Here is a 16,143-nt window from a genome sequence, read left to right on the forward strand (position 1 = left end):
AATACACATAACACCATCCTAAATTCCTCATAAAAGGGGTTATTAAAGTTGCTTTAATTTTTACCTCCTAAAGTAATAATTTATTAACTAAGTAACCATAATTATCTTATTTGTTAACTATTGGGATGTTATATTGTTGCAATTGGCATTTGATATAGTATAACATTCACGCCATCTAATTTCCCTAAATAGAGTTTGAGTGTGACAGCACCTACCGCGATTAATAAAACACCAACAATTGCCCCTAAAACTTTTGATAAACAACTTAGCAATGCAGACGCCGTCCTGAGTGATGCGATGATTGAAGTGAGTTCTTTAAATTTTAGTATTAAAAATAACGCTATTTTAAAAAACTTAAGCTTTAGTGTGGCTGCAGGTGAGGTTTATGCGCTACTAGGTGGTAATGGTGCGGGTAAATCAACCACGTTAAAAACGTTACTTGGGTTTAATAAACCAACCGAAGGCTCTGTAAAAGTAGCGGGTAAAGAGGTGAGTAAAGCGCTTGATTTTGTGCGAGGTAAAACAGCGTATTTGCCAGAGTCGGCTACGTTATATCCGCATTTAACTGCTCGTGAAAATATTGAATATTTTTTATCACTCGCTGATATTAAAAAATCAGATGAGCAAATTAACGCGGCTTTTAATCGTGTTGCACTGCAATACGATGCGTGGGATCGCCACATGCAAACTTATTCAAAAGGCATGAGGCAAAAAACAGCAATTGTACTTGCGATACTGCGTGAAGCACCCATTTTTTTACTTGATGAGCCAACCTCTGGTCTTGATCCTGTTGCTATTGATGAATTTAATCAACTTGTACGAGAGCTTGCATTAACGGGTGCGACCATTTTAATGGTTACCCACGATGTATACGGTGCCTGCCAAGTCGCTAATCGAATTGGTTTACTAAAAAACGGTGAGCTGGTGGGAGAGTTTGATGCGCCCCAAAGTGGGCGTATTGATACCGAGCAAGTACACGCTGCGTTTGGGCATCACGCTAAAAGAGGTGCTTAATGAGTATAAATAACTTTTCAAAGGTGGTGATTGTTGCCAAAGATGAGTGGCGTTATTGGCTTCGCTCAAAACTAGCAATGACCGTGCTTGCTATAGGTTTGGTGCTCACGCTTGCTTCGGTCATTGTAACGGCTATTACCATGATGGAGCTAAGCCATACTCGCCATGAGTTACAAACAACAAGCGATAAAAGCTTTGTTGATCAACCCGACCGCCATCCACACAGAATGGTGCATTACGGGCATTATGCGTTTAGAACGCCTTCGCCACTTAGTACGCTTGACCCTGGTATTGACGCTTACACAGGCAACTCTATATTTTTAGAAGGGCACAGACAAAACAGCGCAATGTTTGCAGATAGTCGCCAAGGGACTGCATTAACTAAATTAGGCAGTTTAACGCCTGCATTTATTGTGCAAACACTCGCACCTTTATTATTAATATTAATTGGCTACAGCGGTATTAGCCGAGAGCGCGAATTGCAAACGCTTTCGTATTTGTTATCGCAAGGCACATCGGGTGTAACGCTAATTGCAGGTAAAGGATTGGCGCTACTTTCTGTTGTAGGCTTAATTTTAACTCCGCTTACGGTATCGGCTTTATTTACACTTGCTGCGGGCGAAAGCTTACTGGCAGTTGTAAGTTTTGTTGTTGGCTACGCTTTATATTTAACTGTGTGGGTATTACTGATTTTACTGGCATCGAGCGTGTTTAGTAAAAACAGTGGTAGCTTTACCGCACTTGCCTTTGTGTGGATTTTACTGTGTATTGTTATGCCACGCGTAGCAAGTACCAGTGCTTCAACGGCTGTGCCATCTGCCGGTAAAATAGAAACAGACTTTGCTGTAAAAGCACAACTTAGAAAATTAGGCGACGGCCATAACGCAAACGACCCTGCCTTTATGCAATTTAAACAATCACTTCTTAAAAAGTACAACGTTAAAAGTATAGATGAGCTACCCGTTAATTTTAGAGGATTAGTAGCCAGCGAATCTGAAGCAAAATTGACTAACGTACTAAACAAATTTGCCCAGCAACGTATGCAAGCTGAGCTTAAACAAACGAAGGTATCTCGTTATTTTGGCTGGGTTTCACCTATGGTGGCTATTCGGTCGTTATCGATGATAGTAGTAGGGACGAGTATTGAAACTCATCACCGCTTTTTGCGTGAAACCGAACAGTTGCGTTTTGACTTTGTGCAAGGGCTTAACAAAGTTCATGTAGAAAAGCTTAGCTACCAAGACGATATGAACCGCAATGCCAGTACCGAAGCGACTAAGCAAGCTCGTGTAAGTGCACAAAATTGGCAAGTACTGCAAAACTTTACTTTTAATGTAGATACCGCACAAGTAAGAGCGCAGCGAAGTATCCCTGCATTTTTACAGTTATTTCTTTGGATTGCAGTGCTGTTAGGCGGTATTAAATTTGTAGGGAAGCGTTTGTTATGAGTTATGTATTTTCACAGCTAATTCGTGAATGGCGTTTTTTACTTCGCCAAAAATATTTAGTGATATTACTAGCATGTACATTTGCTATATCGGGGTTTGCAGTTTTCAGCGGCCTTAGTGAAGTAAGCCAGCAACAACATACTATTGAGCGTTTAAAAACGGCTGATTTAACTGAATTAGCTAACGTACAAAATAAATACAGTGATGCTGGTTCGCTTGCCTATTACAGCTTTCATTTAACGTATTCAGCACCTTCAAATTTAGCGTTTGCTGCTTTAGGCGAGCGCGATATTTATCCGTGGAAACACCGCTTAAATTTACTTGCCCTAGAGGGACAAATTTACGAGAGCGATTCACAAAACGCAGAGCTAGCGCAGGCAGGTAAAATTGATTTTGTATTTGTAATTAGTGCATTAGCACCGCTGATAGTTATTTTATTATTTCATGATTTATTTGCTAATGAGCGAACAAGCGCCAGGCATGACTTATTAGTGACTACGGCTAAGTCGTACTTTGCATTATGGGGGGCGCGTATAGCTGTAAGGTTGATAGCGGTAATAGTGTGCTTAATGTTGCCATTTTATGTAGGTACTTTGTTTAGTCATTCGGCCCTTGCTGATGTGGGGTTTGTTACTTTTATATGTGTAATTTACATTGCGTTTTGGACTTTGCTTAGTGTGTGGTGGGGCAAAAATGCCAATAGTGCGCCGCGTGTTGCTTCAACATTAATCGGTTTTTGGGTGTTAGTTGCCTTTATTATTCCTATTTTAGGCGATTTAGTTATAAACAAAACGGTTCACTCACCAAAAGGCGGCGACATTGTGCTTACTCAGCGTGAGGCAGTTAACGATGCATGGGACTTACCAAAGAAAACCACAATGGATGCTTTTGTAGCGTCAAATCCACAGTGGAAAGATCATGTTGATATGCAAAGCGAGTTTGAGTGGAAATGGTATTACGCATTTCAGCAAGTTGGAGACGAAAAAACAGGTGAACTTTCACATGCTTATCGTGATGCAGCGCATACAAAGTATCAACTAGCGGGGATTGTATCGTGGTTTTCACCACCACTATTGCTACAACGCAGTTTTACTCGATTGGCGAGCACTGATGCTTTAGCTGCATTTAGATACGAATACCGTATGCGAGGATTTCATAAAAGTTTAAGGGAGTTTTACTACCCTTGGCTGTTTATAAAAGGCAATCCACCTAAAGCTGCGCTTAAGAGTATGCCTAGCTTTAAAAAAACAATGCTTAATGAAACGGATGAGCCTGACGTTACAGGCGTTAAGCTAAAAGAAAATTTATGAGTCAACTAATTAACAAGGTTTATAATGAATACCAATAAAAATGGGCTAAAGCTCAGCTATTTAAGCGCATGCTTAGTCAGTTTGTTTAGCAGCCACGCTATGGCTGCTGAACAAACCCCAAAGGATGACAGCGTAAATAATAGCCCTATAGAAAGATTGGCAGTGATTGGCTCGCGCCAAGCTTATCAAGGCAATTTTAGCCCTTTAGAAACACCGCAATCAGAATTAAAAATAGATTTAGAAGCGCTTGAAAACGCAGGTGCTATAAATTTAAATCAAGCGCTTGATTTATCGGCATCGGTAGCGCGTCAAAATAACTTTGGCGGACTTTGGAATAGCTTTGCGCTACGTGGCTTTGTAGGCGATGAAAACTTGCCAAGCAATTACCTTGTTAATGGGTTTAATGCCGGGCGTGGTTTTGGTGGCTCACGTGATTTGTCGGGTATTGAATCGGTTGAGGTGTTAAAAGGTCCACGTGCTGCTTTATTTGGCCGTGGTGAACCTGGCGGTACAGTAAATCTCGTTACTAAGCGCCCAACGTTTGATACAAGCGGCGAGCTAAAGCTAAGCGTAGGCAGCTTTGACACCTACCGCGCTGATGTAGATTACACCACGCCCCTTAGCGACGACGTAGCAATTAGACTGGTTGGTTTTTATGAAGACGCAAAAAGCTTTCGCGATACAATAGAGACAACTAAACAAGGCTTTAGCCCATCAATAACGTGGAATATTAATGACAACAGCCAACTAATATATGAGCTTGAATACAGCGACCAAGAGGTCCCTTTTGATAGAGGGGTATTAGCCATAGATGGCGAACTTGGTTTAATACCACAGAGCCGCTTTTTAGGTGAGCCAGGTGATGGCCCAATAGAGGCTGACGTACTTGGCCATCAATTAGAGTTTATTCATGACTTTAATGATAATTGGAGCGTATTGCTGGGCGCTAACTACCGCGATACCTCGCTTGAAGGGTTTGCTACCGAAACCGGTTTTGATGGCGTGATTGATGACGAAGTAAATCGGTTTAGGCGCTACCGTGATTACAATGCAAAATATCAGGTATTTAGAGCAGAGGTTACAGGTAATTTAGAGGTTGCAGGGTTGGATCACCGTTTAATAATTGGGGTTGATTCTGATAAGTTCGAAAATGATCAACTTGTTCTTCGTGTACGTGGCGATCAGTATATAAATGTTTTTAATCCTGTATATGGAGCATATGAGTTACCTACGCCAACGGCCAATACCGATAAGTTAGAAGTGCAAGAATCGTTAGGTGTATTTATACAAGACCAAATAAGCCTAACCGATAAGCTTGATGTACGTATTGGTATACGTTTTGATGACTACCAGCAAACACTCAATAATCGTTTAGCTGATACACAATCAAAACAAAATGAGTCACGTGTTAGCCCCCAGTTAGGTGTTGTGTATGAGGCGAGCGAGTTTGTATCTGTTTATGCCGCTTATGGCGAAAACTTTAGGCCTTTATCAGGCACTGATACAAATGGCGATGGGTTTGAACCAAATCAATCTACTTCAACAGAGTTGGGAGTTAAATTTACTTTAAACAATGGCGCTTTATTTGGCACTATCGCGATGTTTAAAGTAGAGCAAGACAACATGCTGGTGGTTGACGATCCCACTGCATTTACTTTTGCTGCAATAGGCGAAGCACAAAGCAAAGGCATAGAGGTTGATATAAACGGTGAGCTAACGGATGATGTAAGCCTATGGTTATCGTATGCATATGTTGATGCAACTATTGAAAACTCATTTTTTGATGCTAACTTTGGCTATACCGTTGAAGCGGGTAGTTCTTTATTAAATATTCCTAAACATCAACTTAGTTTACAGCTTGTTAAATCAGCTGAGTTATATGGCAAAGCAATTAAGTTTGGCGCAGGTTTAGTTTATGTAGACTCACGAAACGGCTTTTTTGGTACCGATTTTGAGCTACCAAGCTATACCACAGCGCGTACGTTTATAGATGTTGATGTAACTAAGGCAATTGGCTTGCGTGCAGAAGTAGATAACCTGTTTGATGAAACCTATTACACTAACTCATTTGCTGATGCATGGGTTCAACCGGGCACACCCAGAAGTGTAAGGCTATCTGCAACGTATAAATTTTAAACGTAAGCTAAAACGATACTAACAAAAAGGCTGCTTAAATTAAGCAGCCTTTTTGCTTAGTTAAAAACTTAGCTAAAAACTTAGCTAAAAACTTAGCTAAAAACTTAGTTAATAACTCGATTAAAATGGTGCATAGCCGTCGTTCGTCTTTTTAGGGTTAATCCAGCGCTGTTTAGCATCAATAGGAATGCGTGGTGCACCTTGTGCTGGTAATCGCCCGCGTTCTCCATACAACCACAAAACAAAATTAGTTCGCTCACCACTGGTAATAGGCTTTGCTGCGTGTGCAATATTGCCACGATGTAACATGGCAGTGCCGGGCTTAAACGTAAGTGATTTAATGTCGCCTGTGTACGGGTGATAAAAGTCAACTTCTGACCCTGTAAACTCTTCGCCTGGTAAGTTTAAGTTAATATTAAGCGTTACGGCCGATGCATCGGTATGTGGGCGAATTGACGAATCTGTGTTTGGCTCATAATAAATAGAAAAACCAAATGTTTGTGTATCAAACCCCGTAACCTCCGGGAACAACATACGCGAAATAGGGCGCATATAAGTGTTTAGTATTTCGTTATAAAACGCTTGAAAGCTTGGCGCTGCTAAATAACCTTCTGATCGGCTATCAAGCATGGCACCACGGCGATTTAACACTATGCCATATGGTGGGCGCATAGGAATTTGCGAATTCCATACTTGTTCTAAATACCCGCGTAATACGGCAAGGCGCTCTGGATCAAAAAATTGAAATTGAAATACATCAGGCGCTACTTCGTGTAATAACGCTTTTACGGCCAGCTCTTTTGATGGATCTTCCCATGCTTGCTTTACTGCTTCGCGTAGGTTTTTATCAAGTAGTGTGTCGTCAAGCGTAAACGTTGAGCCATCTATTGATGTTGTTTCCCATTCGCTCCACGCGTTTTTAATTAGGTCGGTATTGTTATTCCAAAATTGTTGTACTGATGGTTCACGGTAAAGCATGGCTTGGCGTGTTGGTAACTCTAGAGCACGCGCTAGCTGTAATTGATTGGCAAACATTTTGTGTAACTCCAGTTGTTGAATTTGGTTTATATCAATCTAGGAGTGCAATTTATTGCATTTGATTCAGTAGATAAACAGCCTGCTTTAGGAAACAGAATATACTATTTATTGATAATTAAGATTTGTATACTTTTTGAAGCAGAGAAAGCTAGCTTTGTAGATAGGTAAAAGGCTGCACAATACGCAGCCTTTTGTTGGTGTAATTTAAGTTGCTTAATAAATACTAGTGGGTTGCTCTGTCGCCCCAAATATCTTCTAGGCGGCTGTCGCGACCACAACGCCAACGATATGTGTTGTATCGGATTGGGTTGTTTTTGTAATAATCTTGGTGAAAGCTTTCCCTCCCTTTAATAGGATAAAAGGTACTTGCGTTTAGTATAGGTGTAACCACAGTTTGATTAGGGAACTCGGCAACTACTGTTGCTTTTGTTTTTTCAGCTAATTTACGTTGTTCGTCGTTTTCAACAAATATAGCGCTTAAGTAACTAGGGCCTTTATCGCAAAATTGGCCTCTGGCATCAAAGGGATCAATATTAACCCAGTAATGATCAAGTATACCTTGATAGCTTACTATGGCTGGATCGTATGTGATTTCTACGGCCTCGTAATGGCCTTTGTGATTACCATTGTATGTCGGGTTTTTAAGTTTGCCGCCAGTAAAGCCCGATATTACATCGGTTACGCCTTCTAGCTTTTCAAAGTCACTTTCCATACACCAAAAACAACCTCCAGCTAAAACGGCTTTTTCGGTTTTAGCTGCATGAGTAAATGTGCTAAACAACATTGCGGCAGATGTTAATGCGAGTGCGAGTGATTTTTTCATAAAATTATCCACCTGAAGTGTGAGTTTAAATACTTATGAAGTTAGACCCGCTAAGTGCTAATACTATTTCATTCTAGAGGCATAGTTTTAGCTGGCTAACTTATATATGGTGCAAACTAATGTGCTTATGATGTTTTATAAACGTAAAGCAGGTATTTAGATCACTTTTTAGTTAGCAGCATGGTTTAATTGGGTTAGCCAAATAAGCGTTATTTAATGGGGTGTTGAATTATGCTGGCTTGTTCATTAAAGTGACAACATTCGAGATATAAATTAGCAGGTGATAAATGAACCAGTTAACTGAAAAATCAATAAGCTGCCCTTATTGTGGAGAAAGTATAGAAGTATTACTTGATGCAGCAGATATTGATGAGCAATACATAGAAGACTGCCAAGTATGCTGTAAGCCTATTTCGTTTGTAGTATTTGAAGATGAGGACGAGTTAAACGTTAATGTTTACAGTGAAGACGAAGCATTTTAACTCGTTAATTAGATATTAGGCTGCAAAATTGCAGCCTTTTTATTGTGTATGTGTTTGGTTAGCTATTTTGCTCACGCGCTAATTGGTTAGGAAGAAGTTCTTCTACTATTTCGCGTGCCGGCAGTGTATAGCGTGTGCCGTCAAACATTACTGAGGTAAACTCGTTAATATTAGTAATGCCTGTTAAGGTCCAGCCTTCGCCGCGCTTTGGGCAATATACTGTGGTAGTGGGTTGTATTACTTGAAAATCGTCACTCATTACGTTATCCACTCTTTTTGCTTTAAAGATAATGCTTGTTAATGGGGTATGGTAAGTTAATAATGCCTGCCCATAAAGAGCTAATTTAACTAACCACTTAAATAAAATGTTTAATACCACAAAGCTTGAACGCGTTACGCTGCGTTTAATTACCCACAAACACGCTGCGTGTTTATTTAATATTTTAAACCACCCGCATGTGTCAGAATTTAACGACTACGAAACACCGCTCAGCAAAACTCAAATCAAACAATTAATACAAGATGATATTAGTGCCTACTACGAAGGCGAAGTGATTAGAGTTGCAATTGAACATAATACATCTGGAAAGTTAATGGGTACTTGTGGGCTTTATAATTTAACGCCGTGTAAAAGTAGTGCGTTTATAGGATTTGAGCTGCACCCCGACTTTTGGGATAAAGGCGTAATGTTTGAAGTAGTCACCGGTTTTATTGAAACGCTACTTAAGGAAATTGCGCTTAAACATTTATCGGCTGAGGTGAGTGCACACAATGCACGTTCCCATAATTTACTTATTAAGTTAGGTTTTAGTTTAAGAGAAAATTCTATTTGGCATAAATCACTTTAACGAAAGACGGCAATTATAAGTGCTTATCTTTTTTCAATCCTGAAAGGTCAACGCCTCCAAGTGTAAATTAAATACAAAAAATAACGGCTTTCTATTATAGTTAAGCGTAAGCAAATGAATTTGTTACCCGTGTTTTATTAAATATTTACGCTTAACAAGGATTTTATATGCTAGAAAAACTATCTCAAGATGCGCTTGTTATTTGGGCTACCATTGACCCAATAGGCACTATGGCGCTGTTTGCTGCGCTTACTTCTCATTTAACAGATCAACAACGTCGTAAAACAGCCTTTAAAACGGTGCTTTACGCTGGTTGCGTACTATTGGGTTCTATTTTAATAGGGCAGCTAATACTTAATGCGATGGGAATTAGGTTGGTGTCGTTTCAGTTAGGGGGCGGAATTATATTGTTTTTGTTTGGCCTGCAAATGATATTTGGAAACGATTCTAACAAAGCTAAACAAGACCCCGATCACGATATAGCAGTGTTTCCGCTAGCTATACCAGCAACTGCGACCCCTGGAGCTATTTTGGCGGTGATACTACTTACCGACAATCATATTCACCCAATTACTACTCAAATAGGCACAGCGCTTGTTACACTTGGTGTGTTGGGTATTACATTAATACTGTTGCTGCTTTCGGGTAAAATAATTAAGCTTATTGGTACTGGCGGCGCGTCTATTTTAACGCGTGTGATGGGGATGATTTTAGCCGCATTTTCGGTTGAGCTTATTATGACTGCGCTTGAAATAAAACAATGGGTTAAGCTCGATTAAATAACTCTTAAACATTTGAAGGAACGCCGCATGGCAATAAAAATAACAAAACACTATTTTATTAATTTAAGTTTAGCCGTAGTCATTTTTGCTATCGGTATTTTAGCCATACGCTATTACAACCATTATGTATCGGCCTATACAGACGTAACAATTAACTCAAGCGTGCTTAATGAGTCGCGCAAAGTGTTTATAAGATTACCCGCTAATTACAATCCTAAAAAAGCGTATCCGTTAATTATTAAAACCGATGGCAACTTTAATTTAGATACATGGGACAAAGCACTTACAAAACAAGCTAAGAGCGAAAAAGGGGATAAGGCTATATTGGTGTCTATTCCTAATTTGTTTTTTACAGATACACGTAATCGCGATTTAGTGCCTCCTTATGCTCGCCAAGATGTAAATACACAAGCGCGCCCTGAGGGCGAATCACTAATAGAGCCTAATGGTGAAGCCGACAAGTTTTTAGCGTTTATTGAAACTGAGTTATTCCCGTATTTATCGGCAAAATATAAGCTTAGTAATAACCGTGTATTAAGTGGTTTTTCGGCCGGTGGCAGCTTTGTACTTTATACACTTCATACAAGGCCTGAACTGTTTAATGGTTACTTTGCATTTAGCCCAGCGGCTTGGTATGACGATATGACAGTGGTTAATAATGTAGAAGCGTTTTTAACTACTCAAGCTAACAAAGTTAAGGCGCCTACTTATTTATATCTATCGGTGGGTGGAGCGGAGCATCCGTTAATGTTAAAAGCGTTTAATAATTTAGAGTCTGCTTTAAAAGCAAACCCTAATAATAACCTTGCGTGGCAAAGCGCTATAAACGAAGGTGCTGAGCATTCAGATAATCCACCACTTAGTGTATCAAAGGCATTAGCTGGTTATAGTGCGTTTATTAAAAAGTAGGTTAGATAGGTTTAAGTGATAGCTGTATGTATATACAGTTATCGCTGTTTTGTGTATTTAGAATGCTCAATCAATTTTATAGCACTTTACTTAGTTTAATATTATTAACGACTTACAAAGGAAAGTTGGTTTAAATTATATTTGCACAGGAAATACACGCACTGTATTTATATACAGTGCGTAGCTATTGAGTTAGAATGCTGTCAGTACCTATGAGCATATACGCATCTATTTGTTACTGCTTTTAATCAGCCTTACGCCTTTGTGATCAGCAATAAGCAGTGTAAGTACTTTGCAATTTCAATATAATTTGACCATCTTTTTACACTCTTAATGCAGTTAATATAAATTAGCTGGTGGCTTTATAGCAAAGGAACACATCATACTAAGTGTTGTTATAATGCTAAACTTAGCAATAGAGTCAAATTAAAAAAAAGTAATCAGTAAGGTAGTGCAAATAATAAAGCGGGAGGTTTAGATAAAAAAGAGCATTTATAAAAATGCTCTTTTTTAAGTTACTACTACTTTGCTTTGATCGGTTTAAAAAACAATACCAGTGCAATTATAAATGATGAAACGCTACAAATTATAAATACGTTTTTTTCACCACCAGGTATGTACTGCATAAATGAGGTAAAAAACTGACCCGAAAATACAGCCATCGTAAAGTACGATAAATTACGGCCGCGTACTTTCACATCACTGAGCTCTACCGTCATATGGTTTAAAAGCGGGATACTAAAACCAAATCCTATACCTATTAATATTGCGCCTAAAATTAAAAGTAGGGTGCTTACTTGTGTAAAACAAATATACGATAAACTAAACGCTAAAAAGGCAAATGCCAAAACCTTGGGCTCACCAAGCTTCTTTGTTATTTTAGGCATAAAGCCTGCGGTAACTACAGCCACTAAAGATATAAATGCGAGTAGTTGGCCTATTTGTGATTCGTTAAAGTTTTCCTCGTTCATTGTAATGGGCAGTAAAACAGTAGACGTAAAAAATATGGTCATCGCGAGTGTTGAAATTACATAAACGCTTTTTAACGAGAGGCCATTGTTAGCTTTGTGGTGTAGATGTTCTGACACTTCATCGCTATTACTAGCCAGTGAGTTTTTACTTGGCACAAATAATAAAAGCATAGCCAAAAATACCCACGCTATTAAATAAAGTGAAAATGGCAGCGCCCAAAATTGCGACGCTAATAATCCGCCTAAAAATAAAAATATAACACCGCCTAACTCTATCGCCATGCCTTGTTTTGCAATCATGCCAAGGCGTGCTTCGCCTGTGTACCAAGCAGAAATTAAAACCGTACAACTTGCCATTACCACAGCAGTTATACCGCCGAGTAAAAATCGATTAGCAAATACAAGCGTTGGGCCTTTTAAAAAGTAAGCACTGGCACCTGCAACCCCATATAAAAATAACCCAATTACTAAAAGTTTATAAGCTCCGTATTTATCTATTAATTTTCCTGCTAGCGGCGCAAAAACCACAGCGCCTAACGATGGCAACGTAATTAAAAGTACGGTGTTATCGGTTATACCTAATCCTTGTGAAATACTTACTAAACCTGGCGCAAGTAGGGTTCCCACCATAATAGTTAAGCTGGCGATACACAGTAATGTAAAGCTACCCGCTGTTTTTAACGTACCCATTTTTACTCCTTAAGTTTTAAGCGATTACTTTTTAGCAAATGAATTAAAAATGCCACTTAGCAAAATAAATATAATGCTTACAGCAACAACGCCATGCCATTGATAAAGTGCAAATGCTTTAACACCAACCATTGAGCCAACAGCGCCTCCAATGTAATAACCCAGCATGTAAATTCCATTTATGCGACTTTGCGCAGTGGGGTCAATACTAAAAACACGCACTTGGTTAGCCACTTGCGCACTAAATATGGCAAAGTCGATTAAAATAATGCCAATAACTAACGACGCTAAACTTCCATTAAACAAACCTGTAATAGCAAAGCCGATTGCCGCAAGCGTAAGTGCAATCATAATTAGAGCTTTAGATCCTAGTTTGCTGACCCATTTACCCGATGACTTAGCCCCAATTACGCCAGCCAATGCTATTACACCAAATAAACCCGCTTGTTGAGCGTTGTAGTTAAATGGCTCGTTACTTACATAAATTGCAAGTGTTGCCCAAAGCACATTAAATGATGCAAACCAAAATGCGCCCGAAAGTGTAAAGTGCTGCAGTGATTTATGTTTAATAAACAACGCCAACGTACTTTTAATGAGAGGCCAGTAACGCAAATTAGTGTGTGGCTTATTGCTAGGTAAAAACACGCGCAGTAATATACCAAATAATGCCGCGAGTACTGCCGACATTAAAAATACATTTCGCCAACCAAATTGCTCACCTACAAACCCACTTAACGTTCTTGAAAGTAAAATACCGATGGTTAAGCCCATCATTAATGTGCCTAACGTGGCACCTTTTTGCTCGCTCGATACAAGCGATGCTGCAAAGGGTATTAATTGCTGGGTTATATTAGCGCTTACACCAATTAAAAATACCGATATAAGTAATAAAGGTAAGTTAGGTGCAAGCATTGCTGCACTACAAGCCACTACTAATAAGCACGACAAAATAGTAATTAAATGCCTGCGAGCAATTGAGTCACCCAAAGGAGAAATAAATAATAACGCAAACGCGTAACCAATTTGTGTAAGCGCGGGAATACTCCCAAGTTGCGAATCAGTTAAATTAAATTCGTTCGCTATAAGCGGTAAAATAGGCTGGTTGTAGTACAAGTTTGCTGCTGTTGCGGCAATTGCAGTGGTCATTAGTAATAAAATAAATCGACTTAATGACTGATTTTGTTTGGGCTTGGTCATAGCTGTCTTGTGTTGTTAACTCATATAGCTATGGTATGAGTTCTTTACCTATAACAAAAATGATATTATTTTATGGAATCTATACAGATAATGTATTTAAGGTACATGATGGATATTAAAACATTAAAAAGTTTTGTCAGCGTGGCTAAGCATCAGAGTTTTTCAGAAGCGGCCAAAGAGCTACACACCGTGCAACCTGCAATAAGTAGGCATATTGCACAGCTCGAAAGCGAGCTTGATGTTGTGCTGTTTATAAGAAACTCACGCGATGTTGCAATAACTCAAGCGGGTGAGCAGCTATTAAAAGATGCACGCGCTATTTTGGCTCTAGCTGACAAAGCTAAAACTCAGGTTAAACGTGCCCACAACGGGCAGGTAGGTACACTTAATATTGCGCACTTAAGCTCGGCATGTTTAACCTTTATGGCAGCACTGGTTCGAGAATATAAACAGCAATACCCAAGCGTGCACGTTACATTGTTTGAAATGACTGCAACTGAGCAGATACATGCGTTTAAAAATGATTTAATTGATGTGGGTTTTTCACGGCCTTTACCTGATTCAATTAATGATGAATTTGTAAGTCATACTATTTATGTAGATTCATTGGTGGCCATCGTTAATCAAAACCATGCGCTGGCAAATTATAAAAATATTGATTTAGCTAAGCTAAAAAATGAACCCTTTATTATTTTTAATAGAGAGGAAGCACTTGGTCTTTTTGATGAAACCATTTTGCAATGCAAACAAGCTCATTTTTCACCGAACATTATTAGCCAACCTAGGCATATGCAAACATTAGTTACTGAAGTGGCTGCTGGCCTTGGTGTGGCAATTGCGCCTTATTGCGTACGTAAATTATATAGTGAAGGGTGCCATTTTATAAAACTGAGCGACGTACTCACGCAAATCCCGGTGCTATTACAAATTAAAAAAGCAGATACCAATGCGGCTGTTAATGCATTTGTTAAAATAGCCTTAAATGCAAAATTGAGTATTGAAAAAAGTATGGCGGAATAAAAAAAGCCCAGTTAAAAAAGTTAAAAGGGCTAAAATGGTTGTGCTTAGGGAAGTTGTAGTCGTTTTTAAACTTATATTTAGAGCTTATATTTAGAACTTATATCTAAAACCAAATGCTATACCGTCATCTTCCGACTGCTCCATTTGTGCTTGTTGATCGTCGTTATCACTTTCAAAGTCGCTAAAGTCTTTACGCGCTTCTACGTAGGCAATAGTGTCTTCGTCAATTAAGTAGTGAAGGCCAATAACAGCAAACTGACGCTTAAATACATCGTCAGGATCGGCGTTAAAGTTTGGCTGAATTACGTAATCATCGCCGGCATCAAACACGTTGTAGGCAATAAAAGGGCGAAAATCGTTATCAAAGCGGTAAGATGCAAATGTTTCTACACCTATTGCGTCATCAATTAAGCGACCAATATTATCGGTGTCGTGGTTTTTGTTTTTATTTATGTTGGCAGCAACATAAAGGCCGGGCTTATCAATATTGCCCCACATAATGCCCGCACCGTAAATTAAATCTTCAACATTGCGAGTAGAACCATCGCCAAACGTTAAATCAAACTCGCCACGGTTAATACCCGCTGTAAGCGTGAGCATATCGGTAGGGGTATATGTTACAGATGCACCAAATGTGTAGTTAAATTCAACTTCTTGGGCTGCACTATCGCCAGAGTTCCATAGCGTTTCGCATTCTTCTTCTGAAATGTCGGTTACGTCACAGGTATAAAATTCGCTGTTTTTAAGCTGCGCTTGTACTGCAAAACTAAAATCGTTATAGCTATTGCGGTACTGCACTAACTTATCACCACGGCCAGTGCCATTTACAGCGCCATCGTCTTTGTTATAGGTGTAAACGCCAGCTGCATTACCATCCCATACAAAGCTATTATTTGTGCCATAAACTACGTCGTACCATGCACCCCATTGTTTACCAATGGTAAGTTGACCGTACTTTTCGTGTGAAAGGCCTGCGTAACCTAAACGGTTATACAAAAACTCGTCCTGAATTGATTCAAAACGATTATTATAAATTATATCGCTGCTGCCAACAGGGTTTACACCCCATTCTACGAGTGCAAGGGCAGTCCAGTCTTTCTTGAGCTTTCGGGTAAAGCCAAAGTTAATGCGCGAAGTACCGTTAACAACTTCGGTTTCGTTTTGTGTGTTAATTACACGCACATCAAGATATCCACCTACTTTTAGAGTGTTTTTATCATCTTTGTATAACTCTACCGCCGAAACAGCGGGTGCTAATACAATACTTGCGCTAATCAGTGTCGCTAATTTTTTGCTCATCTTGTGTGTTGCCCTGTGTAAATTTCAGTGTTTTTACGTAGGTAAAAATTCAGGTTCGAAGATTAACAAAGCAATAAACGGCTCAAAAGTGAAAAAAAATCAACAAAATTGGACGGCAAACTTAATTGACATTCACTCGAGGTTAATTTTGTTTTTCAGGTGTTGCTAAGGTTTGT

Annotated in this window: 15 protein-coding genes; 9 read left to right on the forward strand and 6 right to left on the reverse strand. The window is 39.3% G+C overall.

Translation table 11 applies throughout. The features are described 5' to 3' along the window. Nucleotides 1-201 precede the first annotated feature (201 nt). Genes QL995_RS13750 through QL995_RS13765 form a run of 4 tightly spaced genes read left to right on the forward strand, consistent with a single transcriptional unit; the run spans nucleotide 202 to nucleotide 5,908 of the window. Entirely contained in the window at nucleotides 202-1,014 is an 813-nt protein-coding gene (locus QL995_RS13750; protein WP_290294404.1) for an ATP-binding cassette domain-containing protein, read from the forward strand. Further along, nucleotides 1,014-2,462 (forward strand): DUF3526 domain-containing protein, encoded by a 1,449-nt coding sequence (locus tag QL995_RS13755; RefSeq protein WP_290294405.1) that lies wholly within the window; start codon nucleotides 1,014-1,016, stop codon nucleotides 2,460-2,462. The genes QL995_RS13750 and QL995_RS13755 overlap by 1 nt, the downstream gene beginning before the upstream one ends. Next, nucleotides 2,459-3,772, forward strand: a complete 1,314-nt coding sequence (locus tag QL995_RS13760; protein ID WP_290294406.1) for a DUF3526 domain-containing protein — start codon at nucleotides 2,459-2,461, stop codon at nucleotides 3,770-3,772. The genes QL995_RS13755 and QL995_RS13760 overlap by 4 nt, the downstream gene beginning before the upstream one ends. A 24-nt stretch (nucleotides 3,773-3,796) precedes the next feature. Next, complete coding sequence (locus tag QL995_RS13765) at nucleotides 3,797-5,908, forward strand: TonB-dependent siderophore receptor (RefSeq protein ID WP_290294407.1); 2,112 nt, start codon at nucleotides 3,797-3,799, stop codon at nucleotides 5,906-5,908. A 120-nt stretch (nucleotides 5,909-6,028) separates the two neighbouring features. On the opposite strand, the gene QL995_RS13770 is transcribed toward QL995_RS13765, so the two are convergent. Together QL995_RS13770 and msrA are read right to left on the reverse strand one after the other, a co-directional pair. Continuing rightward, nucleotides 6,029-6,943 carry a 2OG-Fe(II) oxygenase family protein gene (locus QL995_RS13770; RefSeq protein WP_290294408.1) on the reverse strand — a complete coding sequence of 305 codons (915 nt, stop codon included), beginning with the start codon at nucleotides 6,941-6,943 and terminating at the stop codon, nucleotides 6,029-6,031. A gap of 226 nt (nucleotides 6,944-7,169) precedes the next feature. After that, nucleotides 7,170-7,769, reverse strand: coding sequence for a peptide-methionine (S)-S-oxide reductase MsrA (msrA, locus tag QL995_RS13775; protein ID WP_290294409.1), 600 nt, complete (start codon nucleotides 7,767-7,769; stop codon nucleotides 7,170-7,172). A gap of 287 nt (nucleotides 7,770-8,056) precedes the next feature. On the opposite strand from msrA, the gene QL995_RS13780 reads away from it, so the two are divergent. Beyond that, nucleotides 8,057-8,251, forward strand: coding sequence for a CPXCG motif-containing cysteine-rich protein (locus QL995_RS13780; protein WP_024593951.1), 195 nt, complete (start codon nucleotides 8,057-8,059; stop codon nucleotides 8,249-8,251). Between the two features lie 58 nt (nucleotides 8,252-8,309). On the opposite strand, the gene QL995_RS13785 is transcribed toward QL995_RS13780, so the two are convergent. Beyond that, nucleotides 8,310-8,510 (reverse strand): hypothetical protein, encoded by a 201-nt coding sequence (locus QL995_RS13785; protein ID WP_007586727.1) that lies wholly within the window; start codon nucleotides 8,508-8,510, stop codon nucleotides 8,310-8,312. Nucleotides 8,511-8,616: 106 nt separating this feature from the next. Between QL995_RS13785 and QL995_RS13790 the strand changes: the two genes are divergently transcribed. From QL995_RS13790 to QL995_RS13800, 3 genes are all read left to right on the forward strand, one after another. Continuing rightward, entirely contained in the window at nucleotides 8,617-9,099 is a 483-nt protein-coding gene (locus tag QL995_RS13790) for a GNAT family N-acetyltransferase (protein ID WP_182194604.1), read from the forward strand. Between the two features lie 167 nt (nucleotides 9,100-9,266). Beyond that, nucleotides 9,267-9,878: a MarC family protein gene (locus tag QL995_RS13795; protein WP_024593948.1), complete on the forward strand. Its 612-nt coding sequence runs from the start codon at nucleotides 9,267-9,269 to the stop codon at nucleotides 9,876-9,878. A gap of 30 nt (nucleotides 9,879-9,908) precedes the next feature. Beyond that, nucleotides 9,909-10,790 carry an alpha/beta hydrolase-fold protein gene (locus QL995_RS13800; protein WP_197188684.1) on the forward strand — a complete coding sequence of 294 codons (882 nt, stop codon included), beginning with the start codon at nucleotides 9,909-9,911 and terminating at the stop codon, nucleotides 10,788-10,790. Nucleotides 10,791-11,311: 521 nt separating this feature from the next. Here QL995_RS13800 and QL995_RS13805 read toward each other — a convergent pair. Both QL995_RS13805 and QL995_RS13810 read right to left on the reverse strand, forming a co-directional pair. Then, nucleotides 11,312-12,451: an MFS transporter gene (locus tag QL995_RS13805; protein WP_290294410.1), complete on the reverse strand. Its 1,140-nt coding sequence runs from the start codon at nucleotides 12,449-12,451 to the stop codon at nucleotides 11,312-11,314. A gap of 24 nt (nucleotides 12,452-12,475) precedes the next feature. Further along, complete coding sequence (locus tag QL995_RS13810; RefSeq protein WP_290294411.1) at nucleotides 12,476-13,648, reverse strand: MFS transporter; 1,173 nt, start codon at nucleotides 13,646-13,648, stop codon at nucleotides 12,476-12,478. A gap of 108 nt (nucleotides 13,649-13,756) precedes the next feature. Between QL995_RS13810 and QL995_RS13815 the strand changes: the two genes are divergently transcribed. Then, the gene (locus tag QL995_RS13815; protein ID WP_290294412.1) at nucleotides 13,757-14,668 is read left to right on the forward strand and encodes a LysR family transcriptional regulator; all 912 of its coding nucleotides are present in this window, start codon (nucleotides 13,757-13,759) and stop codon (nucleotides 14,666-14,668) included. Between the two features lie 90 nt (nucleotides 14,669-14,758). Here the strand turns inward: QL995_RS13815 and QL995_RS13820 are convergent, their stop codons facing one another. Beyond that, nucleotides 14,759-15,967 carry a porin gene (locus QL995_RS13820; protein ID WP_290294413.1) on the reverse strand — a complete coding sequence of 403 codons (1,209 nt, stop codon included), beginning with the start codon at nucleotides 15,965-15,967 and terminating at the stop codon, nucleotides 14,759-14,761. Nucleotides 15,968-16,143: the final 176 nt, after the last annotated feature.

It is taken from the genome of Pseudoalteromonas sp. APC 3358, assembly GCF_030408075.1.
GTDB classification, from domain to species: Bacteria; Pseudomonadota; Gammaproteobacteria; order Enterobacterales; family Alteromonadaceae; genus Pseudoalteromonas; species Pseudoalteromonas arctica.

What these genes read in the sequence shown, in the direction of transcription:
- QL995_RS13755 (WP_290294405.1), top strand. Translation starts at nt 1,014, where the DNA reads ATGAGTATAAATAACTTTTCAAAGGTGGTGATTGTTGCCAAAGATGAG.
- QL995_RS13795 (WP_024593948.1), top strand. Translation starts at nt 9,267, where the DNA reads ATGCTAGAAAAACTATCTCAAGATGCGCTTGTTATTTGGGCTACCATT.
- QL995_RS13800 (WP_197188684.1), top strand. Translation starts at nt 9,909, where the DNA reads ATGGCAATAAAAATAACAAAACACTATTTTATTAATTTAAGTTTAGCC.
- QL995_RS13805 (WP_290294410.1), bottom strand. Translation starts at nt 12,451, where the DNA reads ATGGGTACGTTAAAAACAGCGGGTAGCTTTACATTACTGTGTATCGCC.
- QL995_RS13785 (WP_007586727.1), bottom strand. Translation starts at nt 8,510, where the DNA reads ATGAGTGACGATTTTCAAGTAATACAACCCACTACCACAGTATATTGC.
- QL995_RS13790 (WP_182194604.1), top strand. Translation starts at nt 8,617, where the DNA reads ATGTTTAATACCACAAAGCTTGAACGCGTTACGCTGCGTTTAATTACC.
- QL995_RS13765 (WP_290294407.1), top strand. Translation starts at nt 3,797, where the DNA reads ATGAATACCAATAAAAATGGGCTAAAGCTCAGCTATTTAAGCGCATGC.
- QL995_RS13815 (WP_290294412.1), top strand. Translation starts at nt 13,757, where the DNA reads ATGGATATTAAAACATTAAAAAGTTTTGTCAGCGTGGCTAAGCATCAG.
- QL995_RS13770 (WP_290294408.1), bottom strand. Translation starts at nt 6,943, where the DNA reads ATGTTTGCCAATCAATTACAGCTAGCGCGTGCTCTAGAGTTACCAACA.
- QL995_RS13780 (WP_024593951.1), top strand. Translation starts at nt 8,057, where the DNA reads ATGAACCAGTTAACTGAAAAATCAATAAGCTGCCCTTATTGTGGAGAA.
- QL995_RS13760 (WP_290294406.1), top strand. Translation starts at nt 2,459, where the DNA reads ATGAGTTATGTATTTTCACAGCTAATTCGTGAATGGCGTTTTTTACTT.
- msrA (WP_290294409.1), bottom strand. Translation starts at nt 7,769, where the DNA reads ATGAAAAAATCACTCGCACTCGCATTAACATCTGCCGCAATGTTGTTT.
- QL995_RS13820 (WP_290294413.1), bottom strand. Translation starts at nt 15,967, where the DNA reads ATGAGCAAAAAATTAGCGACACTGATTAGCGCAAGTATTGTATTAGCA.
- QL995_RS13810 (WP_290294411.1), bottom strand. Translation starts at nt 13,648, where the DNA reads ATGACCAAGCCCAAACAAAATCAGTCATTAAGTCGATTTATTTTATTA.